Here is a 24,968-nt window from a genome sequence, read left to right as displayed (position 1 = left end):
TTAATAATGCTATCTTAAGTCATATCAGAAGGAAAATGTTTATCTCTGCTACTAACATAGACATATTAAAAGAAACGATTGCCAATCCTTATTCAATAATATTTCTTCATCTTTTATATAAAAAGAATACTACTACATGAAAAAACAGCCAATTACGATCTTGGAAGTTTATAGATTAAAAAGACTTTAAATTACTATAATGGTTAGGTCTATTTATTCCTTAGTCGATCATCCATTCACATCAAAACAAAATTCCCGAGATTCATAATTAGGACTTTCAGCATTTATTAATAGTAAAAACATTACTATAGTGCTAAAATTGTTTATGAAGCATAGTTTTTTAAATACGCTTCATACTAAATAATAAAATTAGCAGAAAGAAGGATAAACATATGTATGATTTTTTTATGCCTAATGTAAACTTTTTCGGACGTGGTGCTGTAAAAGTAACTGGTGAACGGTGTAAAATTCTTGGAGGTAAGAAAGCACTTATCGTAACAGATGGTTTCTTACGTTCTTTACCTGGAGGTCCTGTCGAGAAAGTAACAGAATCATTAGATGAAGCAGGAATTTCATATGCATTTTATGATGAAGTAGAACCAAATCCAAAAGACACAAATGTTAAAGACGGACTAAAAGTATTCCAAGATGAAAATTGTGATTTAATTGTCACTGTCGGTGGCGGTAGTGCACATGACTGTGGAAAAGGAATTGGAATTGCTGCAACACATGAAGGCGATCTTTATGAAAACTATGCTGGAATTGAAACATTATCAAATCCTTTACCCCCAATTGTTTGCGTAAATACAACAGCTGGTACTGCAAGTGAGGTAACACGTCACTGTGTCATTACAAACACAGAAAAGAAAATAAAATTCGTTATCGTTAGCTGGAGAAATACACCGCTCGTATCGATTAATGACCCAGAACTAATGGTTGGTAAACCTGCTGGCTTAACAGCAGCTACTGGTATGGATGCTTTAACACATGCGATTGAATCATATGTATCTCTCGGTGCTAACCCAGTAACTGATTCTATGGCAATCCAAGCAATTAAATTAATTTCAACTAACTTACGACAAGCTGTTGCCTATGGTAAAAACATTGAAGCACGCGAAAACATGGCTCATGCGTCACTATTAGCTGGTATGGCCTTTAACAACGCTGGTTTAGGATATGTACATGCAATGGCTCATCAATTAGGTGGTCTGTATGACATTCCACATGGTGTTGCAAACGCTGTGTTACTTCCACACGTTGAAGAATTCAATATTATCTCTAATCCTAAGAAGTTTGCTGATATTGCAGAATTCATGGGTGAAAATATTGAAGGCTTATCTGTTCGTGAAGCAGCTGATAAAGCAATTGCCGCTATCCGTAAATTATCTGAAGATGTTAACATTCCATCTAATTTAAGAGAATTAGGTGTAAAAGAAGAAGACTTTGAAAAAATGGCAAAACTTGCCCTTGAAGACGGAAACGCAGTAAGTAATCCAATTCAAGGTAATGAACAAGATATTATTAATATTTTTAAAGCGGCATATTAATAGCATAAAATTTATAAAAGGGACATCCTTCTAAATGAAACAAGCAAAGAACCTGACAGTTTTCTTTGCTTGTTTTTTGTATATTGAGCTTATTTTATCGATTAATTTACGAAGAAGTATATCTTATGTGAATCATTATAATTTCTCGTTCACGTTCGTATTTATACTTTAGCCTAATACCTATTGGAGGATTATCTCGTGAGTGTTCATCAGCGTTGCAATGCAAGGTCTCAATTTTAAAACGAGAAGTTAGAGGAAATTAATTTATGCAAGTCTTAACTATGGAATTTATAAGAAAACTTAAGGAGGCTGGACATACTGTAGAGCTACTCGATTTATATAAAGAAGAATTTAATCCAGTTATTTTTGAACAGGATGAGCCCGATTGGAGTCGTGACGGCTATGAATATTCTCCAATTGTTCATCGAGAAATTGATCGTATGAATCGTAACGAAGCTTTAGCCTTTATATTTCCTGTGTTGTGGTATAATATTCAAGCGATGTTGAAAGGTTATATCGACCGGGTTTGGAATTACAATTATGCATACGGAAACAGTAAGCTTCCACATAAAAAAGCACTATGGATTGGCTTAGCTGGTGGCTCTAAAGCACACTTTGCTAAACGTAAATACGATACAATGATCGAACATTATTTAAATGTAGGACTAGCAGGCTATACGGGTATCTCCAATTCAAAAGTTGAAATCATGTATGATACCCTTTCTGAAAAGGCGCTCGATCCAGCACAATTCCCAGAGTTCCAAAAAGAAATACTTGAAAATGCATATAAACTAGGACTTGAGTTTGCCACATTATAAGCAAATCTATTGCATATCGAGATTTCTCGATTTATAATGAGATTAAAATGATATGTGGTGATATAATTGGATCTTATACGTATTTATAAAGCCCTGTCCAATCCAACACGGATACAAATTTTACAGTGGTTAAAAGAACCTGAAAAGCATTTTTCAGAAGTGTATCCAGAAGGTGTATGTGTTAGTGATATTCAAAAAAAAGTCAAGCTATCTCAATCAACCGTTTCGCTTTACTTGTCTATTATACAGGACGCTGGTTTTATTCAATCAACCCGCCAAGGTCAGTGGACCTATTACAAAAGGAACGAAAAACAAATCGAAGAAATCAAACAATGTATGATGGATTTATAATAAAAGATCCACTCATAACCACGAATCATTTTAATAAGGATATCATAAATCGATATTTCTCGATATATAAAAACATGAGGAAAAGGTATCTAATTGATACCTTTTCCTACATATAAAAATAAGGAGAGATAATATGAAAATACTCGTTGTCGGTGCAAATGGAAAAATAGGAAGACATATCGTTCGTCATCTAGCAGAAGAAGAAAACGTTACTGTAAAAGCAATGCTTCGTAAACAGGAACAAATCGAGCAGTTTAAGCATTTAGACGTAGAAACAGTTATAGCAGACTTGGAAGCGGAAGATGGCGTTTTTAAAGCATCTCAAGACGTCGACACAATCATTTTTACAGCTGGTTCAGGCGGCCATACAGGTGCCGATAAAACGATGCTCGTCGATTTAGATGGCGCATTTAAAACGATTGAAGCCGCTGAAAAACACAATATCAAACGCTTTATTATGATTAGTGCCTTACATTCTGATACCCCAAAAAATTGGAAAGAAGGTATGGAACACTATTATACGGCTAAAAAACGCGCTGATGAACGTCTCCGTCATAGTCACTTGAATTATACGATTTTACGTCCAGGTTGGTTAACAAATGATGAACCAACGGGAAAAATTGAAGCGCGCCTTAATTTAGGAAAAGATGGAAGTATCACTCGCCAGGATGTAGCGATGACAGTCGTTAAAACACTACATCTTGAAGAAACATTCTACAAAACGATTGAAATCATTAATGGTGACATTCCGATCGATAAAGCCCTAACAAATATAAATTAACACATATTGGAGTGATTGGTTATGGAAACTTTCCATAACAAGCAAGGATACAAACGAATTTTTAAAGAAAATAAACTAACACTCGGATTATTCATTCCGATTGAAGCGTATTCAGGAAGCATTCCGTCAATGGAAAAACATATTCAAATGGCTCAAAAAGCTGAGGAATTGGGATTTGGAGCTTTATGGGTAAGAGACATCCCACTATTTGATCCCTATTTCGGGGATGTTGGACAAATCTATGATCCATGGATCTATTTAGGCTATTTGACAGCTCATACAAAGAAAATCACACTAGGAACTGGGAGTATTGTTTTTCCATTAAGACATCCGATTCACCTGGCAAAAGCTGCTACATCGATCGATCAACTATCAAAGGGAAGACTTGTTTTAGGCATTGCATCAGGTGACAGACAGGTGGAATTTCCTGCATTTAATATAAATATTCCATCTCGTGGTGAAGCCTTTCGGGAAACCTATTATTATTTTAAGCAATTATTAAACGAGGACTTTCCAATGATTGATAGTCAAGTTGGACAAATTCACCGTAATGCTGGGGTATTACCAAAGCCCTATCATAGCAGCGATATCCCATTGATTATAACGGGATCAAGTCGCCAGCCATTTGACTGGATTGCAGCAAACGGAGATGGTTGGATGTACTATCCAAGAAGTATTCATCAACAATCTTTGTCTGTACAAGCATGGCGTGAAGCAACATCTACATTCAAACCGTTTTTACAATCATTGTATATTGATTTGACAGAAGATCCTGATACGGAGCCATCACCAATCCATCTCGGATTCCGTCTCGGTAGAAAACATCTCATTCATTTCTTAAAGTCATTAGAAAAAATTGGCGTTAACCATGTGATGCTTAACTTAAAATATGGTCAACGCGATGCTGAAAAAGTCATGGAAGAATTGGCTAACGAGGTATTACCACACTTCCCATCCTTCGATTAAAAGATGTTTTAAAAGTGAGATTAAAACGCGGTTAATCTATATAGATTAACCGCGTTTTTCATAGATCAAATAATCGTCCAGCAAGAGCTAAAAAATAGACTTCACAATTTACTCAATCACGATATCATTTAATTCCATTTTAGTGGCGTGAGCAATTGTATCGCCAACTGGACATGTTTTTTCAATAAATGATACGAATTCTTCTACCTTTTCACGAGATGCATCTGTTTTAATATGGATGTCATATTCGATTGATTGAAAGCCTGGGCGAACATCATCAGCTTTATGTAGAAAACCGTCTGTGTCTAATTCTCCAGTTAATTCGACCCAAAAATCTTCAAATTCAATTTCAAATTTCTTAGCAAACATTCTTGCTACAATTGACTGACAAGCTCCTAATGCACATAACATAAGCTCGACTGGATTCATCCCTGTATCAGTTCCACCGAGTTCTTTTGGTTCATCAATTGTCACTTCAAAATGTCTTGATTGTACTTTTACTTGTACGCCTTCTTGTAAATAAGCTTTTGCATGAAATAATGATTTAGCCATCTGACTTGCTCCTCTCTTTTTTGTAAATGGTTTACTTGACAACTTTAGTATACGAGAAAAGCGACTTGATAAATTTGAACGTTTTGTGAAACACTTCACAAAACGTTCATTATTAGCCTCTATTTCAGTCTCATCAATGGTTCAAGGTAGTTTTTGAACAAAAGTTAACAAATTATATGTTAGAGTATGTGAAGTTCGTGTGATAATATGTGAAGTGAACGTAGTGAGTGGAATGTGACATGGGTTCATCAATCTGTCAACAAATAGTCAACGCTCTGTAACACGTTGTGAACGAATTAACCAATTCATCCTTTATACTATAAGTAAGGTGATTTTCACTATGCAGACGTTGTTAACTCCAGTTCACAAATGAAGAAATTACATCATAAAGGGGAGAATAACAAAATGGATCCACTCTGGTTAGCAAGGCTTCAATTTGCTTCAACGACGATTTTCCATTATTTCTTTGTTCCAATGTCAATTGGTCTTGCGTTAATTATCGCTATTATGCAAACGATGTATGTCGTTAAAGATGACGAAAGATATAAACGCATGACTAAATTTTGGGGAACGTTGTTTTTAATTAACTTTGCCGTCGGTGTTGTTACTGGTATTTTACAAGAATTCCAATTTGGTATGAACTGGTCAACATATTCACGATTCGTAGGTGACGTATTTGGCCCGTCGTTAGCTATTGAGGGATTATTAGCGTTTTTTATGGAATCAACTTTCATCGGACTGTGGGTATTCGGCTGGGATCGTTTATCAAAACGCGTCCACTTACTTTCCGTCTGGCTCGTATCAATTGGAACGATCTTATCCGCGTTTTGGATTTTAACAGCTAACTCATTTATGCAGTCCCCTGTTGGATATGAATTTGCTGATGGACGTGCACAAATGGTTAGCTTCAAAGAAATTATATCAAATCCACACTTATGGGTACAGTTTCCACATGTGCTCATCTCTTCTTTTGCAACAGGTGCCTTTCTTATTGCAGGCATCAGTGCATGGAAGATTTCTAAAAAACATGATATCGATATCTTTAAAAAGTCCTTTAAAATATCTATTATCGTAGCAGCTATTTCATCATTATTTATTATCGTAACTGGTCATAACCAAGCACAACATTTAGTTCAAACACAACCAATGAAACTTGCTGCAGCAGAAGCTCTCTGGGAAAACAGTGGCGATCCTGCACCGTTTACTCTGATCGCTAGTATTGATAGTGAAAATCAAAAAAACAACTGGCAACTCGATATCCCATATGCTCTCAGTATCTTGTCATACAATAAGTTTAGTGGGTCTGTCCAAGGGATAAATGAATTACAAAAAGAATATGAAGAAAAATATGGTCCAGGAAATTATGTACCACCAGTGAAGACTTTGTTCTGGAGTTTCCGTGCTATGGCGCTTTCTGGAACATTGATGTTAATTTTAGCCATTTATGGTTGGTTCGCAACAAGAAAAGACCAACTTGAAAAACATACCCGTTTCTTAAAATTAATGGTCTGGTCAATTACATTACCATTTATTGCAAACACAGTTGGATGGTTAATGACGGAATTAGGTCGTCAACCATGGGTTGTCTTTGGCATTATGAAAACCGAAGACGCTGTATCACCAACTGTTACAGCAAACGAAGTACTCTTCTCACTTATTTCATTTAATACGATCTACGCTATTTTAGGTGGCGTGTTAGTATATCTGTTCGTACAACATATTAAAAAGAATGGAGAAGACAAAGAGCAAGCACCTATCACAACTGATCCATTTAGTAAGGAGGGAACCGAAATTGTCTCTTAATGAAATATGGTTTATCTTAATCGCCGTTTTGTTTACAGGTTTCTTTATCTTGGAAGGTTTTGATTTTGGTGTTGGCACTGTCGCTCGATTTTTAGGTAAAAATGATGTAGAAAAACGTGTCTATATCAATACGATTGGACCGTTTTGGGATGCAAATGAGGTGTGGCTCATTACAGCAGGCGGTGCGATGTTTGCCGCATTTCCACATTGGTACGCGACAATGTTTAGTGGGTTTTATATTCCACTCGTACTTATGTTACTTGCTCTTATCATACGTGGTGTAGCCTTTGAATTTAGAAGTAAAGTAACAAATCCTAAATGGCGTCATACGTGGGATTGGGGAATCTTTATCGGTAGCTTTTTACCTCCTATCTTATGGGGAGTCGTACTTGCGAATTTTATGACGGGAATGCCAATCGATGCTGATAAAGAAATGGTCGGAGGATTCCTACAGTTTTTACACCCGTTTGCCTTACTCGGTGGTGTTATGTTCTTACTTGTCACAACACAACATGGGCTGCAATTTCTCACCCTTAAGACAGAAGGGGATTTACAAGAACGTGCACGAAAAGTTGCGAATAAATTAGCACCCATTACACTATTTGTCGTATTACTTTTCGCAATAGTAGGGTATATTAAAACAGATATATTCACATATCATGGGAATTTTTGGGTGATTCTTCCCATCTTAACATGGGTAGCTCTACTGTTTGGCACCATGCTTAACCGTAAGAAAAAAGATGGTCTTGCTTTTACAATGACGAGTTTGACGATTTTATTTTTAAGTGCAAGTATTTTTATCGGGATGTTCCCACGTGTGATGATCAGTTCGATTAATGACATGTATAGCTTAACTGTTCAAACTGCTTCATCAGGTAGCTATACTTTAAAAACGATGCTGATTGCCACAATTATCTTTTTACCATTTGTGTTAGCTTATCAAACATGGAGTTACTACGTCTTTCGTAAACGAGTAACGAAAAAGGATGTCACTTACTAATGAAACGGCAAAAAGGTCTTCCAAATTATCCTGGTAGTAAAATTTCATACATTTTATTAGGAAGCCTATCTATCCTTGAAGCAATAGGTACGATTGCCCAAGCCATTTTCTTGGCTCGGGCAATTACCTATTTATTTAAAGGGCAGGCATTGACTGATGTTATAACAGATTTCTTATTCTTTTTTATTGCCTTCACATTAAAACATTGCATTTCTCTCTTACAACAATATGTAGCGGAAAAATTTGCCGAACGAATCGGTAAAAAATTACGAGCTGAACTTATTCAGACATATGTCAAAAATGGTCGCGGTTTCGTTCAAAGATTAGGCACGGGGCGGTTAGTCACACTAGCGATTGAAGGAATTGACAACTTAAAAAATTATTTAACTTTAGCTATTCCGCGCATCATTCGTACAATGATTGTCCCCCTCCTTATTGTAATATATATTTTTACACTTGATAAAAAGTCAGCCGTCATTCTAATTGTAACGGTACCGATTGTTATCGTGTTCATGATTTTACTCGGCATTGCTGCTCAAAAAATGGCCGATAGTCAGTATGCGACATATCGTGTTTTATCTAATCATTTTATTGATTCATTAAAAGGATTAGAAACATTAAAATATCTTGGGCAAAGCTTAAAACATGAAGCTAAAATCGGTCGTGTCAGTGAACAATACCGTAAAGCAACGATGCGCACCTTACGTGTCGCCTTTTTATCATCATTTGCACTCGATTTTTTCACAAGTTTATCGATTGCTTTCGTTGCTGTTAGTCTCGGTTTTCGATTAATTGATGGTACGACAGATCTATTACCAGCTCTAACGATACTTATATTAGCACCAGAATATTTTTTACCCATTCGTCAAGTCGGTAAAGATTATCATGCAACTTTAGATGGACAAGTGGCGATGGATGAAATGGATACGATCTTATCTCAACCTATTGAAAAAGAACATATAACAAGACCAATGAAATGGGACTCATCAAGTACACTTGAACTTAAACAAGTACGTGTTGAAAAAGATGACCATGTCTTATTAGATAACGTCAGTTTCTCCTGTTCTCATCGTGGAATGATTGGGATTGTTGGAGCCAGTGGTGCTGGTAAATCTACACTTATCCATGTTCTTTCAGGCTTTATTAAACCGACAAATGGCACGATGATGGTCAACAGAGAATTACTACATTCATTTAATCGTGACGATTGGTTAAGTCATATCGCCTATATCCCACAACACCCGTATATTTTTCCGATGTCACTAGCAGATAATATTCGCTTTTATGAACCAGAAGCTACGGATGAACAAGTAACTAAAATAATTGAAGAAATTGGACTTTCATCTTTTGTTCAAGAGCTTCCTAATGGGATTCATGAGAAGATAGGTGAAGGAGCTCGTGAATTAAGTGGCGGACAAGAACAGCGGATTGCCATGGCACGTGCCTTACTTAGTAAAAAGCCTATTTTACTATTAGATGAACCAACTGCACATTTAGATATTGAAACAGAATATGAAATTAAACAATTAATGCTTCATCTTTTTAAAGATAAACTTGTTTTCTTAGCGACACATCGTTCACATTGGATGAAGGATATGGATCATCTCCTTGTCATTAACAATGGGAAGTTAGTTGAACAAGGTTCACATGATGAATTAATTGCTATGAACGGTCATTATGCTGCATTAACGCGGAGGGTGAATTAAGATGCAAGATTGGGTAAAGCCTTATATGAAACAATATAAAGGGAGGATGTTTCTTGCCATATTACTTGGAGCATTAGGAGTTGCTTCTGGAACAATGTTACTCTTTACGTCTGGCTATCTTATTTCCAAATCTGCTCTCCAACCTGAAAATGTCATGCTCGTATATGTTCCAATTGTTGCTGTGAGAGCTTTTAGTATCGGGCAAGCTGCGTTTCCTTATGCAGAAAAACTCGTCAGCCATGATTTAGTTTTACGTATTTTAGCTCATATGCGAAAGCGACTTTATCGTATGGTTGAGCCACAAGCATTGTTTTTACGTTCACGTTATCAAACTGGTGATCTTTTAGGCGTCCTTTCGGATGATATTGAACATTTACAAGACCTTTATTTGCGTTCGATTATTCCGAGTGTCATCGGTGTTTTTATTTATACGATCTTCATTATCGTACTCGGTATATTTGATGTTGCTTTTGCATTTATGATGCTTTTTTTACTCGGGGTGATTGTCTTTTTAATTCCGTGGATTTCATTAATATTAACGCAAAAACATCACCGTAAGATAAAGAAAGTACGCCAAACATTATATAGTCAATTAACAGATGCGATTTTTGGATTAACAGATTGGCAAGCAAGTGGACGTACAACTGACTTATTGCAAGCCCATAAACAAAACGATGCAAAGCTACTTAAAACAGAACGACAAATTCAAAGCTGGGAAAGAATTCGCAATGCACTCATTCAACTCATCATTGGTGTGGCAATCATCTTTATGATTATTTGGGCAAATAAACAAGCTGGGCTACAAACGATTACACCAACATTGATAGCTGCATTTACCTTAATGGTGATGTCTATTACTGATGCGATTGCACCGATATCTGATGCCGTTGAACATCTACCAAGTTACACTGATTCACTTGAACGAATCAAACGTTTTGAAGAAAGCCAGCTGCCACTTATTTTTCCAAAAAATAACACATGGACTCAATCACAAGATACAACGATTGTTCTTGATCATGTTAGTTATCAATACCCAGATACTAAGAAAAAAATCATTGATTCCCTTTCATTAACGATTGCTCCTGGAAAGAGAATCGCCATCTTAGGTAAAAGTGGTACTGGAAAATCAACTTTATTAAAGCTTTTGGCTGGGGTGTTAGAACCCACTCATGGAAAGATCACAATCGGTGGTCATCCTATGCAAAGTGGACTACTCTCGCAAGCAGTATCCGTTTTAAATCAAAAACCACATCTGTTTAATACAACAGTTGAAAATAATATCCGAATTGGTAACCCACATGCAAGTGACAAAGACATACAAGACGTCATCGAACAAGCACAACTCACTGAACTTATTGATTCGTTACCAAATGGATTACAAACATCCGTTGAAGAGTTAGGTAACCGATTCTCAGGTGGCGAAAGACAGCGAATTGCTTTTGCCCGTGTTCTTCTTCAAAACACACCGATTATATTAGTTGATGAAGCTACTATCGGACTTGACCCGCAAACGGAAAGGGAATTGTTGGAAACTGTTTTTAAAGCTACGACGAATAAAACCGTTATTTGGGTTACCCACCATTTAGCTGGTGCACATATGATGGATGAAATACTATTTTTACGTCATGGTAATATTTATATCCATGGTAGCCATACAGAGTTATTATTAACGAATGATTATTATAAAAAACTTTATGCCATGGACATTGGATAACAAAAAAGCACGCCTTCTAGTAAAATGCTCATGTTAACTAGAAGATGTGCTTTTCACTTAAAATGGAAAGAAAAATGGAATTGCGATGATCATTACGACAGTTAGAACGAGTTGCAGAACGAGACCAATTTTGACAAAATCTTTAAACGTATAGCCACCTGCATTCATAACGAGAGCATTCGTTGGAGATGCAACAGGTGTCATAAAGGCCATGCTTGCTGAAATCGCAACAGCTATCACAAACGGATAAGGACTTACACCTAGACTCACTGCTGTCGCCATTGCAATCGGTGCAAATAAAACAGCTGTTGCTGTATTACTAATAAATTGACTTAATGTCATCGTTAATACATAAAATCCTGCTAAAACAGCATACGGACCATAGTCCCCTAATATATTGATGATGGTCTCACTTACAACAAGCACACCACCTGTTTTTTCTAAAGCTGTCGCCACTGGAAGCATGGCTGCAATTAGAAGAACAGATTCCCAATTAATCGCTCGATATGCATCATTTGTCGAACGAACACAGCCTGTTATAATCATTAAAAAAGCCGCTAATAGTACTGAAACAACAGGATCCAACCGTTCAAAAGTCATTAGGGTAAGCATCATTAACATAATTGCAGCAGCAATAGGTGCTTTTCCCTTCGCAATGGCTGATGTTGCTTTTTGTGATACATTTCCAACAACAACGACATCATGAATCATTTCTGATAATATTTCCATATCATCCCATTTACCATAAACAAGTAAAGCATCTCCAGGGCGTAAGCGCTGTTTAGCTGCATCTTTTAATATATAATGTCCACTTCGATTAATAGCAAGTACATTACAACGATATTTTTTACGAAAGTGGAGGTCACGCAATGTTTTATTTTTAAATTCTGATTGTGGAGCAATTAATATTTCAGTTAAGCCGAATTCCCGAGATAAGAAACGCTCTTTTACTTCCGTTCGCTCTGTCAGATCATGTAAATCATATGCATCAATCAACGCCTTAGCTTGACCGAATACGAGGACTCGATCTCCAGGTTGAAATGTTGTATGTGTTTTCGGTACGACAACATGGCTCCCATTACTGAATAGTTGTAATCCGTCAGTTTCTTTCCGTTCAATGGATATAACAGTTACATCAAATCTCCCTGTTAAATCAAGCTCAATTAATGATTTTCCTATAATGGATGATGTATTTGGCACCTCGATTAAATAGAGTAAATGGTTGATATTATAAATACCAACAAGTTCTTGCCCTGTATGCTCATCATAACGATGCTGTTGTATATGCTCATGATTCGGTAACATCCGTTTACCAATCCATGCCATAAATATAATACCTGTTATAAAAGCGACAAGACCAATTGGTGTAAAACCAAAGAAATGAAGCGGTTCATAACCATGTTCTTTTAATAAATCGTTGACGACAAGGTTAGGTGGCGTTCCAATCATCGTTAAAACACCACCTAAACTGCTAGCAAAAGCGAGTGGAATTAGAAATTTGGCTGGGCTAGTCTTTAAACTTACTGCCATACTCATAACTACCGGAAGTAACACAGCAACTGTTCCAGTATTACTCATAAAAGCACTGAAAACACCGACTGTTACCATGATAATGACAAGTAAACGCCCTTCATCTTTTCTACCAAATTTTAATAATTGATTGCCCATCATTTTAGCTAGTCCAGTATTAAAAATACCTGCTCCAACAATAAATAAACCTGCAATCATAACGACGACAGAGTTTGAAAAGCCAGCTAACGCTTCAGTTGGTGTAATAATATCTGTTATGACAAGAATAAGTAAGGCTCCAATAGCAACTAGATCTGAGCGTATTTTTCCATGAATAAATAAACCAGTAGCCAATCCTAAAACAGAAAAGGTTATCAGCATATCTGTATACATTTTTTCCCTGCTTTCTTAATCAATTAACCGTTTTTGTATGTAATACCTACATTATTATATTCGGCTTAACTGAAGAATCATTAAGGATCTAAAATATGTGACTCTTATCACTCAACATGTTACAGTTTAACTATACCATTTTCACAGGATTGTTTTATAGGAGAGAAAAATATGAAACTAATTGCTACAGATTTAGATGGAACGTTATTAAATGAACGTGGTGAAGTAAGTAAGGAAAATGCTCAAGCGATTCATCAAGCATTAGATGCTGGTATTGAGGTCGTGGTGGCAACTGGAAGAGCATATGAAGCTGCAGTTAAAGAACTAGAAGCTGTTGATCTCCATTTGCCAATGATTACGTTAAATGGTGCAGTGATTTTTTCAGAGAAACATGAAATGATCAATCATATCCCACTTGATAAAGATGTCGCACGGCAAATTGCAAAGAACTGTCAGGAAAATGATATTTACTTTGAAGTTTTCACAAATAAAGGTGTCTTTTCAACGAGTCGCGAATATTTCACACAAGTCATCATTGACATCGTTAAAACGTCAAACCCAGACATTTCAACTACAGAAATTAAAGAACGCATTGAAGAGCGCTTTATTGTAGAAAATGTTCAATTTACTACGGACTATGAATCGATTCTTGAACAACCTGATTTTGTTATTTACAAACTACTTGCCTTTTCACCAGATGATACAAAATTAGCTCAAGTAAAAGATGAACTACAACATATTGATTCATTAACCATTACTGCATCTGCCAGTGTCAATCTTGAATTTAATCATCGAGAAGCACAGAAAGGTAGCACATTAAAAGCATTTGCTGAATCTAAAGGTATTGATATGCAAGACGTCATGGCGATTGGCGATAATTATAACGATCTTTCCATGCTAAAAATTGCTGGGTATAGTGTCGCTATGGAAAATGCCAATGACGAGATTAAAGCTCATTGTGATTTTATTACTAAAAGAAATAATGAAAATGGTGTAGCCTATGCAATTCAAAAGATACTAGAGTAGAATGAATTCCAGCATGAACGACTAAGTATGAGCATGAAATGTTACCATTGTTTTCATTTCTTTACCTGAATTGCAATAGATAGATCCCTACTCGTTACAGAATACAGATCCAATAAATCACTACATAAGATTAAAAAAGTAGACCGAAACCAGTTATAATTGGCCTCGGTCTTCTTAATTTATATGCTCTTTAATTACTACTGAGACACACGAACAGTAAAGTCTGCTAATAGACGTGTGCCAAATCCTGTAGCAGAATTTCCATAATAGCCTTTTTCTGTGCTTTCCATAACCCCAGCGATATCAACATGGGCCCATTTTGTATTTTCTGGTACGAAATGACGTAAAAATAATGCTGCAGTAATCGAACCAGCTTCACCTTTGTTACTAATATTACAAATATCGGCATAATCGCTTTTCAAATAGCTTTCATAAGCATCGACGAGTGGCATTGGCCAGTTGAAATCACCGTTTTCATCACCTAGCTCTTTCAACATGACTTGTAATTCGTGTTCACCAAATACACCTGCCATTTTTGAACCTAATGCTGCCCAAATGGCACCTGTTAATGTTGCGATATCAACGACATAATCGGCCTCTAATTCACCTGCACGGATTAAACCATCTGCTAAAATGAGACGGCCTTCTGCATCGGTATTACCGATTTGCACAGTTTTGCCATTTTTATATTTAATGACTTCACCTGGTAAGACGGATGACTGATCAATATTATTTTCAACCATTGGAATAAGACCAACGACATTAACTTTGGCTTCTGATTTAGCAAGCAACTTCAACGCTCCAGAAACTGCAGCTGCCCCACCCATATCCATCCGCATATCACTAAGATTTCGTGAGCCTTTCAAACTAATTCCACCCGTATCAAATGTCACACCTTTTCCAACAAGGGCTACTAACGGTTTGGATGAATCATTACAATACTTTAATTCAACAAAGCGCGGTTCATATTGACTACCTTGTCCAACCGTTAAGACACCATTCATTTCACGTTTTTCAAGTTCAGATTTATCAAATACTGTCACCTCAACGGCTGTATCTTTAAATTCCTCTTGTAGTCGCGTTGGAAATGTTTCTGGATTTAACACATTTGATAATTCATTCATTAAATCTCGGGCAAACGAAGTCGCGTCAGCACGAATCTCTCCCACTTCAACAACTTCATGGCTACTACCGTTAACAGATAAAGTCGGTTTGACGATATCTTTTTTAGATTGATATGTATTGAATGAATAATTTCCTAAGTGCCACCCCTCTACAAAAGCAATAACCACTTGTTCATCTGCTATATTAATATATTCACTTAATACAGATTGCTCAATAACTGCTTCAGTTATCTTCTTTTTACCGAGATCACGCGCAATTGAACCAGCCGTCATACGAACATGTTCTGTCGTTTTTTTCTTTTCATCGACTGCTTTTAAAACAACGAAGACACCTTCAGGAAGTGTTAATAACACATAATCTCCTGATTGATTCGTAACATAATCTTTTAAAACTGGTCGCTTATAAACACGTTCATCCGTTTCCAAAATAATCTGAGCTTTCATTGTAAACTCCTCCCCTTACATGATCATCTTCTAGTATATACTATTTCGTTTTCCGAATAAATAAATTTAGTCTCATAAAATAGATATTTTTTCTATATGATTATGTGCTACAATGGTTGTTGTGAAAAATATTTGCAAAGTCTTTCTTTTACATTTAAAATATGCTTCTGTAGTTCGTTATCAATATGAGCGTTCATAGGAGGGATGAAAGATGGCAAAAACAGTCAGAGATATGGCATTAGTCATCATTGGTTCATTCATATTTGCCTTTGGAATTAATTATTTCGCCATTCCAAACCGCTTGTCCGAGGGCGGTGTTATTGGAATTACGATGATAACTTATTATTTATTTACATGGTCGCCCGGGATTGTAAACTTCGTATTAAACGCCACACTCTTGGCAATTGGTTATAAATATTTTTCTAAACGAACGATGTTTTACACAATTATATCCATCATCTTTTCATCTATATTTCTCCACTATACAGTTGATATTGGAAAAGGAATTAATGATGACACATTATTAGCTGCTCTATTTGCTGGCGTGACAGTCGGGTTTGGTCTTGGCTTAATTTTCCGTGCTGGCGGTACATCAGGTGGTTCTGCCATTCTCGCACAATTAGGAAACCAATTTCTCGGCTGGAGTGTCGGTAAAGGTATGTTAATTATGGATATTCTAGTCATATTCTCATCTGCTTTCATCATTGGACAAGAGAAAGCGATGTACACATTAGTATCGGTATACGTTGGTGCTAAAATTATTGATGTCGTGATAGAAGGGGCAAATACGCGAATTGCTGTCTTAATTATTTCCGCAAAGCCAGAACAAATCTTAACAGAAGTAACGGATAAAATGGCCCGTGGATTAACTGTTTTAGAAGGAAAAGGCGGTTACTCTAAGATGAATAAAGAAGTACTTTACATTGTTATTAATAAGCAAGAAATTGTCCAACTGAAAAAGATAATTGAAGAGATTGATCCAAATGCTTATATTACGACTCATAATGTCCAGGAAATCGGACGTGCCGGTTATAAAGGAGCAAAATAATTATCCCGCGACGATGTAACTGACCTAAACAGTTAGCATCATGCGGGATTTTATTAAGCGATAATAGGCCATTCTTTTTGTTGCGCTACTTTTTCAATATCTGATTTAGGATTAACAACGACTGGATAATGGGCAAATTCAAATAACGGCAAATCACTCTTACTATCTGCATAAGCCCATACCGTATCATCTGTTAACAAGCCTTGTCGTTTTTTATGAAACATCCATTCTCTAACTTTCCTAACCTTTTCATCTCCGTTAACAATTGTACCAATTTCACCTGTACAAATACCGTTAGGATAATATTCAAGTTCTGTACCGATAATGTCAACATCGAGACCAATTTTTTTAACGAAAGCTTTCAGAAATGGTCGCAATGCTCCAGATAAGATAACGACATGATCTCCTTTTTTCTGATGTTTACGCACATGTTCAACTAAGCCATAATGGATATCTTTCTCTCCTAGGTCAACTAACTTTTCAAAAAAACGATCAAGCTCTGCTTCTGTTTTACCTTTAAATGTTTTCGCAAACCCTTTAAAAAACTGATGACGAAACGCATTTTTTCCCTTTGTAACTCCTAAAGCGAGCGCCACTGTCAAATGACGATAAACGGTTGTCCACTCTTTATATGTAAACTCCTTTTGTCCTGCTTGAAACATAACATTAAACGAATTCCCTTGATAAAGGGTCCCATCAAAATCTACGGTGACGACAGCCATTTTTCCACTCCTTTGCATATGATTTCTTGTATTATAAATCATCCTAACAAGATTAAGGCCGAACTGCAATGAAAAAAGTTCGCTATTTTCTGAAATACATTATTAAAAAAGGATGCGCTTCAGCGCACCCCATACAGTTAATCAATTATAGCAATCAAAGTCATCATAGCAAAGATAATCGTCAAATATTGTAAAGATGAACGAAACATCATATTCGCCCATTTCATATCGTCTCTCATAAAAAAACCTTTAATTGCCAGATATAACCACCAAACATTTAACACCGTCGCTATAATGACAAATGGCATTCCGAGAGATGTTAAGAAAAATGGAATGGGAAGTAATGTAATAATCCAAACAAGCATTTGCCTTTTAGTCACTTCAAAGCCTGCGACAACTGGAAGCATGGGCACACCAGCGGCTTTATAATCTTCGTAACGGCGCATGGCGATGGCAAATGTATGCGGAATCTGCCAAATAAATAACAAAATGAACAACATAATTGGAACAATATGATAGACGGATGTAACAGCTGCCCAGCCAATGAGTGGTGTTACTGCTCCGGATACACTGCCAATGATTGTATTTAAAGTATAACGACGTTTCGTCCAAAATGTATATAATACAACGTACGTAAACCATCCAATAAATGCAAACAAGACAGCAGACCATGTTGTAAACAGAAGAAAACCAAATCCAATCAAGGTCGAAATCATTCCCATTACAAGGACTGTCCTTAAAGAAAAATGACCGGTAACCGTTGGTCGGGCTTTCGTACGTTTCATATGTTTATCAAGGTCAACTTCATACCAATTATTTAAAATCAGTGCTCCAGCAATAATGAAGAAACTACCAACCAAAGTGAAAACAAAAGAAGAGATATGATTAGAGAGGGCTTCTTCTGTAAAATACAGTGCTAGGACATAACCAGTTAGAACAGGCATTACATTAATGATTAATACAACAAATTTAAGAAGTGCTTTAAGATCTTGTAAAAATGTACGCACTTTTGATTGCTGGTGATGTGATGTTTGATTTAATAGATTCATCTACTCCCCTCCCCTTAATAAAATAAGACAGATATACAATATCATAGCATGAAACACTTTATGATTCTAGCAATTAAATATCAACAACAGTAAAAAGTTAGAAAATGAAATCATCATGTTTACACCTTTGCTAAAAATCACACTATATATGTAAGATTTTAATATTTTTTTGTACCTTGTGTTAAGTACCCACTAAGAAGAGGGGTTACATGTCTTATTATTATATTACGTCAAGACGAGACATGCTTTCTATTATCGTTGAAAATTTCCTGGGTAATATAATCGGTCTACAATTAATATACCATGCATATATTAACAACTGGTCATTCATTTTATATTTTTATAGGAGGTATGTCATGTCTAATATTGATTATCAAATGACATTAGCTTTGCCACTTCAAGAAGTTTGGTCTTTTCTTAATGATTTCAATAACTGGGCTAATTGTGTTGATGGCTACATACATCATCGTGAAATAACTCCACTACAATCTGTTTGGACATTGAAAGGTGAACTCGGTTTACTTGAAAAAACAATCCAACTTCATGTTAAACGTATGAAAACAGCTACCCCTTATCATATGGTCATAAATTTTTCTAGCTTACAAAATAAATTATTAGGAAAAGCTTGTATTTATGTAAAAGATTACAGCAAAAACGAAACGAAAATAGAAGCCACAATTGAATTAAAAGTGAAAGGTTTACCTAATGCTTTTGTTCGACCAATTCTCAAAAACATTTTGCCGAAAATGCTTCACCAATTTGGGCAGCGAATTAAATTAGAAATCTTAAAGAGACAGCCGACACCGATGACGTAATTGTTCGGATTTTTAAATACATTTAGTAAAAATATCCATTTGTAATCGCTTTCTATTGTTTAGAACGAAAAATATTCGCTTTTAAATTGAACGATATTAAGAAAAATGTTATTATTGTTCGTGTATGGTGCATGAATAACATGCTAAGAAGATTGGAGTTAAGACGATGGAAACGTATGAAATAACAATAGCAGGAATAACACGGCAACTACCGATAATTAATGTAACAGAAGATTTACAAATCGCTAGTTTTGTTCTATTAGGCGATACTGAAATGACTGCAGCAGCAGCAACATTACTAAGTAAGAAACTTCCAAAAGTTGATTTACTTGTGACAGCTGAAGCAAAAGGCATTCCGTTAGTTCATGAACTAGCTAAACAGTTAAATATGTCGAGATACATCGTTGCTAGAAAAAGTGTTAAAGCTTATATGCAACAACCTTTCATTAGTGAAGTAACTTCTATGACAACTCAAAGTAAACAACTTCTCTGTCTTGGAACTGATGATGTCAATCGCATTAAAGGTAAGCGCATTGCTTTAGTTGATGATGTTATTAGCACAGGTGATTCGATTCGAGCTTTGGAGGATCTCGTTACTAAAGCAGGAGGAAAAATTATTGCAAAAGCAGCTATATTAGCAGAAGGTGAAGCAGCTAATCGGGATGATATTATTTTTTTAGAAAAATTACCACTCTTTGGCGAAGCATCATTATCTTTAAATAAAGAGTGAGAAGCTTAGATGACAAAATGTATCTACAATTGATCTAGTGACTGTTCTAATATCGTATAAACAATGAGAATATAGAAATGCCTTTAATATTTTAGATAGATAAATGATTAAAATTTACAATAGTCAAAGCATACCCCACCATAATTAAAAAGTAAATGTTATAAAAATAGGTGCTCAATACCATCATGAGCACCTTTTCTTATTTTGTGATGGTTCTATTTAGTTGCTATCAATATGTTACTTTTCCTTTAAGATAAGCAAAACTCTTATATTAGTTATAGCAATCTATTAAAATTTACTCTTTCCTAATCATAAATTAATTTTTTCCAAAAAACACATGCTTAATCATTTGATTTTACATTTATATTGTGTAAATTATGGATAGAACATAGATTTGGGGGAATAAGTTTGAAGCGCTATTTGACAATATTAATTACGTTCATGCTCTTTATGACGGGATGTCAATTACAAATTGATGAATCGATTCATTCGAAAGATAAAGCTGATGAAACAAAAATCGAGACTGAAGAACAAAGTGTTCAATCAGACAAAGAAGCCATACATCAAACCAATCATAATGAAAGCAAAGAAAAAACAAAGAAAAAAACATCTTCTCATAAAAAACATTCTTTATCACCATTGACGATTCATTATATTGATGTTGGACAGGCAGATGCGACATTATTTACGTTTGATGAACATGCAATTTTATTTGATACAGGGGACTGGAAACGAGATGATACGATTGACTATTTAGAACAATTAGGCATAACAGATCTCGATTTAATTATTATTAGTCATCCAGATGCAGATCATATTGGTCAATTGCCGGAAATCATTGATACATTTCACGTCGAAGAGGTTTGGATGTCAGGTAATGAAAGTTCCTCTCAAGTATTCCAACGGTCTATTGAAAGTATATTAAATCATGATATTAACTATCATGAACCACAAGCTGGTGAATCATTTGCGATCGGTGATTTGGAGATGGAAGTCGTTTACCCACTAAATAAAACTGGACAGACAAATGAAGAATCACTATCTGTTTGCTTTACTTATGGCAGTCATCAATTTTTATTTACGGGTGATGCTGATTCAAAAGCTGAATCAGAGATGCTCCAAATGAATGAAAACTTAAGAGCTGATGTCTTACATATTGGTCATCATGGATCAAACACATCAAGTGAACGATCATTCATTCATGCGATAAAACCTAAGATTGCTATCATTAGTGTTGGAGCTGATAATTCTTATGGTCATCCACACCCTGATGTATTAAATCGATTAGAAAACGCAAGTATTCGTATATATCGAACAGATCTTCATGGAACGATTCAATTAACGACAGATGGAAATAACTATTCCATAAAAACAGTGAAAGCAAAAACAACAAAGAAACAAGCACCATCATCAAAGAAAGAAACAACAAACTTCACTAAAAAGAAAACGACAACTAAGAACTGTATTGATATTAATAAAGCGCCAATAAGCGAGTTACAACAAATCATACATATCGGTTCAGACCGAGCAGCACAGATCATTGAATTACGGCCATTCTCATCAGTTGACGAATTATCAAAAGTGACTGGAATCGGACCAAGTCGCTTACAAGACATTAAAAATGAAGGCTTAGCCTGTACAAATTAAGGGAGGACTTATGAAATGAAAGGAATTCTTGATCGCTTTGAAGGGGATTTAGCTGTTATTTTAGTTGAATCAGAAAAAGTAGAGTTCACTGTGCCCAAAAGTAACTTACCTACGGGAAGTCAGGTAAATACATATTTTGATATAGAAAAAGACGGACCATCCTATAAAATTATTAAAATTTCGGAAGCAACAACAATAGCTGAAAAACAAAAGACGATTAATCTCATGGCAAAATTACGTGCTCGACAAACTGAAAGTAAGTATAAACGGTAGCTCCCCTTCAACCACTTTAAATGATAATGAGTGCCTACGGTTACGTCATCATCTATTTTGATATTGACGTAACTGAGGTGAGCTACTTACAGGTCTTTCAAAAAATGAATCTACCATTTCTGTATCCATAACACGCACCATAACGCCACTTTATATACAATTTTCGTCCATCTTTATCATTCATGTGTTTCTTTTTATTCGACGAAATAAAAGAATACCCACTAGTAATACGATCACGATACCTATCAGTAAATAATTGGACATATTTGTGTTCGACAGTTTTTTCCCTGTTTGGCTTTCTTCATCAGCTTGAAAATTAGACTTTTTCATAGAAGTAAAATCAAAAACCGATCCCTTACCTGATTGATATCTTTCATAAGCGAGTAATGCTAAGAAAGCTTGTTCTGTTGCTAATACATTCGATTCTTCATGAATCACATGTTTAAAAGCACCGTCATTCGCTCGATATTTAAATAAATGTTCCAACAAATGACCTCCTGCTGTTGTATAAGTATCACTTGTTGGATCTATCCCTAAAGCGGTTAGCGCTATAATTACTTGTGAGGTCGTCTCACTTGGATAACCACTCCATTCATCATAATATCCACCAATTTCTTGTAACTCTTCTTGTAAAAACTTCAGTGCATCATCTATTGCAAGCTTAACATCTTGCTCATCTTGATATGGAGCGAGCGCTTGTAAAACCATCGCTGTGATGTCAGCAGTTGATACATCACCAGTCCAAGCCCAACCACCATCAGATAGTTGATTTTGCAGGAGGATATCAACAAGATGTTTACGTATATCGTCATTTGCATCATATGCCCGACTATCTAATGCAATTAACCCATAAATAACAGAATTAATGGATGGTGACGCTTTTTCAAACTCTTCATGTCGTATTAATTGATTAATTAAACGATGGCCATTAAAATTAGCAGCATCTTCACCTAATGCCGATAAACTTATAATTATTTTTTCTAGTTCAAAAATGTCCTCTATCACATAGTGATCTTCAAGTAATTCTTTCATGCTATCTAAATAAGTGTTGGAAATATGTTCATCTGCATGGGCTAACCCCCAAATCAACCATTCATCTCCATATTGTAACTCGCCCTGACGCTTAAAAAATGATAGTGTTTGCTTTATTTGTTGTTGGAGAAGTGACTTAGAAAAAGGAGGTACTTTCTTTAGTAATTCTTTTTGTTTTAACACATCTTGTGAAACATGTGCTTCGTTTATTTCCGTTTTTGCATCATGTGTTTCCTTCCTTTGTTTAGCATTAACTTGTACAGATTGGTCATCCTGCTGTTCTAAAGCAGCTTCGATTTCAATCTGGAGCACATCCTCATCGGAAACTTGATACGTCATCTCCTTTTCTTCGATAACATCATCATGAATCATGATAGCTGAAATGAAATATGTATCCAGTATATAAGACATATAACCATCATCCATGCGAACGACAAATGGCTTTTCTGTTTCTAATGATAATTGATATATCACATCATAAACAGTTGCATCCTTTGAGACCGTGATGTCAGTCATAGGAACGATGGACTTACCGCTTTCGTCAGTCACTGACACATGAACATGAACAGATGGAGCAAAATTATCTAAGTCTCTTAACACTAACATGAGATGGTCGCCATGTTTTACATCGTACGCCGATAGACCAGTATCCGATTCTTTTCCATTAATTACAAATGACCAAAAATATTTATCAGTAGCTTTTATATGCGCAACTTCTTGAATAAAAGCGCCTTGTTCGGTATCTTCATAACGAATATCAAAATGATGTTCTTGCGCACCAGCTAGCCAGATATCAAATGCTGTATCCCCTTTAGACATTGGAACAGCCGTAACAGGTACAATAACCTTACCGCTTTCATCAACAGCTGAAATCATAACCACTTCATCATACGTTTCCGCAATAACAAAATACGGTCGTAAAAAAGAAAACTGACTTATAATCAAGAAAAACGTAAATATTATGGCGTAACTTTTTCTCAATGGATAGACCTCCTAAGACTTAGGGTACATTGTTAGAAATTGTTCCACTTCAAGTGCTGTCGGCATACCGCCTTGAGCCCCCATCTTTGTGACTGAAAGTGCCGAAGCTGCATTAGCCCTTCTAATGATTTGTTCAATCGGTTGCTTATTTGCTAATTGATGAGCAAAAGCACCATTAAATGTATCACCTGCACCTGTTGTATCAACAACTGGTACAGAGAAGGCAGGAATCATCATATCATCTTTCATAAAATGTACGCCGCGTTCACCTAATGTCATAACAATTTTATGTTTTATATCGATATCAAGTTTTGTCAAACCCATCGCTTCTGCTTCCGTTTCATTCGGTGTTAAATAAGTTACTTTACGTAAAATATGCTCTGGCAAAGTCTGAAACGGTGCAGGGTTTAATATAATATCGTTCCCCAACTCATACGCTAAATCGACTGTATAAGCAATCGTTTCGAGAGGAATTTCTAGTTGTAAAAGAACGACATCACTTTGTTCAATCAATTTCCGATGTTGTTTAACGACCTCTGGTGTCACATGATGGTTTGCTCCTGGTGCGACAATGATACGGTTGTCGTTATTAGTTAAAATAATATTCGCAACACCTGTAGGAACGTTAGGTATGACTGTAATTCCTTCAGTACGTATACCTTCTTCACTTAAATGTGTCAGCAAATCATGACCGAAAACATCATCTCCAACAGCTCCAATGAGTGTAACATCTGATCCTAACCTAGAAGCTGCTACAGCTTGATTTGCACCTTTTCCACCAGGATATGTTCTAAAATCTTTTCCTAAGACTGTTTCACCTTGCTTTGGCATTTTCCTAGTCGTCGTGACAACATCCATATTAATACTGCCAACGACACAAACACGATTTTTCTTATTCATCATACCTTGCACCCTTTCAGACAATAATTTGCTAAAT

The 24,968-nt window shown here is 35.9% G+C and carries 22 protein-coding genes; 15 read left to right on the top strand and 7 right to left on the bottom strand.

The genetic code is table 11. The features are described 5' to 3' along the window. Nucleotides 1–392 precede the first annotated feature (392 nt). The 5 genes from HNQ35_RS01415 to HNQ35_RS01395 all read left to right on the top strand — a co-directional run bounded on the left by HNQ35_RS01415 (nucleotide 393) and on the right by HNQ35_RS01395 (nucleotide 4,463). Complete coding sequence (locus tag HNQ35_RS01415; RefSeq protein WP_146934752.1) at nucleotides 393–1,547, top strand: iron-containing alcohol dehydrogenase; 1,155 nt, start codon at nucleotides 393–395, stop codon at nucleotides 1,545–1,547. Between the two features lie 266 nt (nucleotides 1,548–1,813). Then, nucleotides 1,814–2,365, top strand: coding sequence for an NAD(P)H oxidoreductase (locus HNQ35_RS01410; RefSeq protein WP_146934755.1), 552 nt, complete (start codon nucleotides 1,814–1,816; stop codon nucleotides 2,363–2,365). A gap of 66 nt (nucleotides 2,366–2,431) precedes the next feature. Beyond that, the gene (locus HNQ35_RS01405; protein ID WP_183330112.1) at nucleotides 2,432–2,716 is read left to right on the top strand and encodes an ArsR/SmtB family transcription factor; all 285 of its coding nucleotides are present in this window, start codon (nucleotides 2,432–2,434) and stop codon (nucleotides 2,714–2,716) included. A 133-nt stretch (nucleotides 2,717–2,849) separates the two neighbouring features. Then, the gene (locus tag HNQ35_RS01400) at nucleotides 2,850–3,497 is read left to right on the top strand and encodes an SDR family oxidoreductase (RefSeq protein ID WP_146934761.1); all 648 of its coding nucleotides are present in this window, start codon (nucleotides 2,850–2,852) and stop codon (nucleotides 3,495–3,497) included. A gap of 21 nt (nucleotides 3,498–3,518) precedes the next feature. After that, on the top strand, nucleotides 3,519–4,463 hold the full coding sequence (locus HNQ35_RS01395; RefSeq protein ID WP_146934764.1) for an LLM class oxidoreductase: 945 nt from the start codon (nucleotides 3,519–3,521) through the stop codon (nucleotides 4,461–4,463). 108 nt (nucleotides 4,464–4,571) lie between these two features. Here the strand turns inward: HNQ35_RS01395 and HNQ35_RS01390 are convergent, their stop codons facing one another. Next, the gene (locus HNQ35_RS01390; RefSeq protein WP_146934767.1) at nucleotides 4,572–5,015 is read right to left on the bottom strand and encodes an OsmC family protein; all 444 of its coding nucleotides are present in this window, start codon (nucleotides 5,013–5,015) and stop codon (nucleotides 4,572–4,574) included. 405 nt (nucleotides 5,016–5,420) lie between these two features. Here HNQ35_RS01390 and HNQ35_RS01385 point away from each other — a divergent pair, with 405 nt between their 5' ends. From HNQ35_RS01385 to cydC, 4 genes are read left to right on the top strand one after another with little or no spacing between them, the layout of a single operon-like run. Continuing rightward, a complete protein-coding gene (locus HNQ35_RS01385) occupies nucleotides 5,421–6,818 on the top strand; it encodes a cytochrome ubiquinol oxidase subunit I (RefSeq protein ID WP_146934772.1) in 1,398 nt (465 codons plus the stop codon). Between the two features lie 4 nt (nucleotides 6,819–6,822). Further along, the gene (gene cydB, locus HNQ35_RS01380) at nucleotides 6,823–7,818 is read left to right on the top strand and encodes a cytochrome d ubiquinol oxidase subunit II (protein WP_246118019.1); all 996 of its coding nucleotides are present in this window, start codon (nucleotides 6,823–6,825) and stop codon (nucleotides 7,816–7,818) included. Then, the gene (gene cydD / locus HNQ35_RS01375) at nucleotides 7,818–9,524 is read left to right on the top strand and encodes a thiol reductant ABC exporter subunit CydD (RefSeq protein ID WP_146934779.1); all 1,707 of its coding nucleotides are present in this window, start codon (nucleotides 7,818–7,820) and stop codon (nucleotides 9,522–9,524) included. The genes cydB and cydD overlap by 1 nt, the downstream gene beginning before the upstream one ends. Nucleotide 9,525: 1 nt before the next feature. Continuing rightward, nucleotides 9,526–11,238 carry a thiol reductant ABC exporter subunit CydC gene (gene cydC, locus HNQ35_RS01370; RefSeq protein ID WP_146934782.1) on the top strand — a complete coding sequence of 571 codons (1,713 nt, stop codon included), beginning with the start codon at nucleotides 9,526–9,528 and terminating at the stop codon, nucleotides 11,236–11,238. A 57-nt stretch (nucleotides 11,239–11,295) separates the two neighbouring features. Here the strand turns inward: cydC and HNQ35_RS01365 are convergent, their stop codons facing one another. Further along, a complete protein-coding gene (locus tag HNQ35_RS01365) occupies nucleotides 11,296–13,140 on the bottom strand; it encodes an SLC13 family permease (protein WP_146934785.1) in 1,845 nt (614 codons plus the stop codon). A gap of 171 nt (nucleotides 13,141–13,311) precedes the next feature. Here HNQ35_RS01365 and HNQ35_RS01360 point away from each other — a divergent pair, with 171 nt between their 5' ends. Then, the gene (locus HNQ35_RS01360) at nucleotides 13,312–14,166 is read left to right on the top strand and encodes a Cof-type HAD-IIB family hydrolase (RefSeq protein WP_146934788.1); all 855 of its coding nucleotides are present in this window, start codon (nucleotides 13,312–13,314) and stop codon (nucleotides 14,164–14,166) included. Nucleotides 14,167–14,363: 197 nt separating this feature from the next. On the opposite strand, the gene HNQ35_RS01355 is transcribed toward HNQ35_RS01360, so the two are convergent. Beyond that, nucleotides 14,364–15,734, bottom strand: a complete 1,371-nt coding sequence (locus HNQ35_RS01355) for a leucyl aminopeptidase family protein (protein ID WP_146934791.1) — start codon at nucleotides 15,732–15,734, stop codon at nucleotides 14,364–14,366. Nucleotides 15,735–15,945: 211 nt separating this feature from the next. On the opposite strand from HNQ35_RS01355, the gene HNQ35_RS01350 reads away from it, so the two are divergent. Beyond that, entirely contained in the window at nucleotides 15,946–16,782 is an 837-nt protein-coding gene (locus tag HNQ35_RS01350; RefSeq protein ID WP_146934794.1) for a YitT family protein, read from the top strand. Between the two features lie 53 nt (nucleotides 16,783–16,835). Here the strand turns inward: HNQ35_RS01350 and HNQ35_RS01345 are convergent, their stop codons facing one another. Both HNQ35_RS01345 and cyoE read right to left on the bottom strand, forming a co-directional pair. Then, complete coding sequence (locus tag HNQ35_RS01345) at nucleotides 16,836–17,504, bottom strand: HAD family hydrolase (RefSeq protein WP_146934797.1); 669 nt, start codon at nucleotides 17,502–17,504, stop codon at nucleotides 16,836–16,838. Between the two features lie 137 nt (nucleotides 17,505–17,641). Next, nucleotides 17,642–18,553 (bottom strand): heme o synthase, encoded by a 912-nt coding sequence (gene cyoE / locus HNQ35_RS01340; RefSeq protein WP_146934800.1) that lies wholly within the window; start codon nucleotides 18,551–18,553, stop codon nucleotides 17,642–17,644. Between the two features lie 356 nt (nucleotides 18,554–18,909). Here cyoE and HNQ35_RS01335 point away from each other — a divergent pair, with 356 nt between their 5' ends. The 4 genes from HNQ35_RS01335 to HNQ35_RS01320 all read left to right on the top strand — a co-directional run bounded on the left by HNQ35_RS01335 (nucleotide 18,910) and on the right by HNQ35_RS01320 (nucleotide 22,018). Continuing rightward, nucleotides 18,910–19,368 (top strand): SRPBCC family protein, encoded by a 459-nt coding sequence (locus tag HNQ35_RS01335; protein ID WP_170226548.1) that lies wholly within the window; start codon nucleotides 18,910–18,912, stop codon nucleotides 19,366–19,368. Nucleotides 19,369–19,534: 166 nt separating this feature from the next. Then, on the top strand, nucleotides 19,535–20,098 hold the full coding sequence (locus HNQ35_RS01330) for a phosphoribosyltransferase family protein (protein ID WP_146934807.1): 564 nt from the start codon (nucleotides 19,535–19,537) through the stop codon (nucleotides 20,096–20,098). A gap of 408 nt (nucleotides 20,099–20,506) precedes the next feature. Then, nucleotides 20,507–21,745 (top strand): MBL fold metallo-hydrolase, encoded by a 1,239-nt coding sequence (locus HNQ35_RS01325; RefSeq protein WP_146934810.1) that lies wholly within the window; start codon nucleotides 20,507–20,509, stop codon nucleotides 21,743–21,745. Between the two features lie 15 nt (nucleotides 21,746–21,760). Then, nucleotides 21,761–22,018: a DUF3006 domain-containing protein gene (locus HNQ35_RS01320; protein ID WP_146934814.1), complete on the top strand. Its 258-nt coding sequence runs from the start codon at nucleotides 21,761–21,763 to the stop codon at nucleotides 22,016–22,018. A gap of 180 nt (nucleotides 22,019–22,198) precedes the next feature. On the opposite strand, the gene HNQ35_RS01315 is transcribed toward HNQ35_RS01320, so the two are convergent. Both HNQ35_RS01315 and rbsK read right to left on the bottom strand, forming a co-directional pair. Then, nucleotides 22,199–24,031, bottom strand: a complete 1,833-nt coding sequence (locus tag HNQ35_RS01315; protein WP_146934817.1) for a DUF4430 domain-containing protein — start codon at nucleotides 24,029–24,031, stop codon at nucleotides 22,199–22,201. 12 nt (nucleotides 24,032–24,043) lie between these two features. Continuing rightward, nucleotides 24,044–24,931: a ribokinase gene (gene rbsK, locus HNQ35_RS01310; RefSeq protein WP_146934820.1), complete on the bottom strand. Its 888-nt coding sequence runs from the start codon at nucleotides 24,929–24,931 to the stop codon at nucleotides 24,044–24,046. Nucleotides 24,932–24,968 lie beyond the last annotated feature (37 nt).

Source organism: Cerasibacillus quisquiliarum, assembly GCF_014202495.1.
Lineage (GTDB): Bacteria > Bacillota > Bacilli > Bacillales > Amphibacillaceae > Cerasibacillus > Cerasibacillus quisquiliarum.
Note: the sequence above shows the minus strand (reverse complement) of the source record. Positions and strands in the feature narration are given on the sequence as shown.

Excerpts from the sequence above, each read along its gene's own strand:
- HNQ35_RS01415 (WP_146934752.1), top strand. The coding sequence starts at position 393 with ATGTATGATTTTTTTATGCCTAATGTAAACTTTTTCGGACGTGGTGCT.
- HNQ35_RS01410 (WP_146934755.1), top strand. The coding sequence starts at position 1,814 with ATGCAAGTCTTAACTATGGAATTTATAAGAAAACTTAAGGAGGCTGGA.
- HNQ35_RS01400 (WP_146934761.1), top strand. The coding sequence starts at position 2,850 with ATGAAAATACTCGTTGTCGGTGCAAATGGAAAAATAGGAAGACATATC.
- HNQ35_RS01395 (WP_146934764.1), top strand. The coding sequence starts at position 3,519 with ATGGAAACTTTCCATAACAAGCAAGGATACAAACGAATTTTTAAAGAA.
- HNQ35_RS01390 (WP_146934767.1), bottom strand. The coding sequence starts at position 5,015 with ATGGCTAAATCATTATTTCATGCAAAAGCTTATTTACAAGAAGGCGTA.
- HNQ35_RS01385 (WP_146934772.1), top strand. The coding sequence starts at position 5,421 with ATGGATCCACTCTGGTTAGCAAGGCTTCAATTTGCTTCAACGACGATT.
- cydD (WP_146934779.1), top strand. The coding sequence starts at position 7,818 with ATGAAACGGCAAAAAGGTCTTCCAAATTATCCTGGTAGTAAAATTTCA.
- cydC (WP_146934782.1), top strand. The coding sequence starts at position 9,526 with ATGCAAGATTGGGTAAAGCCTTATATGAAACAATATAAAGGGAGGATG.
- HNQ35_RS01365 (WP_146934785.1), bottom strand. The coding sequence starts at position 13,140 with ATGTATACAGATATGCTGATAACCTTTTCTGTTTTAGGATTGGCTACT.
- HNQ35_RS01360 (WP_146934788.1), top strand. The coding sequence starts at position 13,312 with ATGAAACTAATTGCTACAGATTTAGATGGAACGTTATTAAATGAACGT.
- HNQ35_RS01355 (WP_146934791.1), bottom strand. The coding sequence starts at position 15,734 with ATGAAAGCTCAGATTATTTTGGAAACGGATGAACGTGTTTATAAGCGA.
- HNQ35_RS01350 (WP_146934794.1), top strand. The coding sequence starts at position 15,946 with ATGGCAAAAACAGTCAGAGATATGGCATTAGTCATCATTGGTTCATTC.
- HNQ35_RS01345 (WP_146934797.1), bottom strand. The coding sequence starts at position 17,504 with ATGGCTGTCGTCACCGTAGATTTTGATGGGACCCTTTATCAAGGGAAT.
- cyoE (WP_146934800.1), bottom strand. The coding sequence starts at position 18,553 with ATGAATCTATTAAATCAAACATCACATCACCAGCAATCAAAAGTGCGT.
- HNQ35_RS01335 (WP_170226548.1), top strand. The coding sequence starts at position 18,910 with ATGTCTAATATTGATTATCAAATGACATTAGCTTTGCCACTTCAAGAA.
- HNQ35_RS01330 (WP_146934807.1), top strand. The coding sequence starts at position 19,535 with ATGGAAACGTATGAAATAACAATAGCAGGAATAACACGGCAACTACCG.
- HNQ35_RS01320 (WP_146934814.1), top strand. The coding sequence starts at position 21,761 with ATGAAAGGAATTCTTGATCGCTTTGAAGGGGATTTAGCTGTTATTTTA.
- rbsK (WP_146934820.1), bottom strand. The coding sequence starts at position 24,931 with ATGAATAAGAAAAATCGTGTTTGTGTCGTTGGCAGTATTAATATGGAT.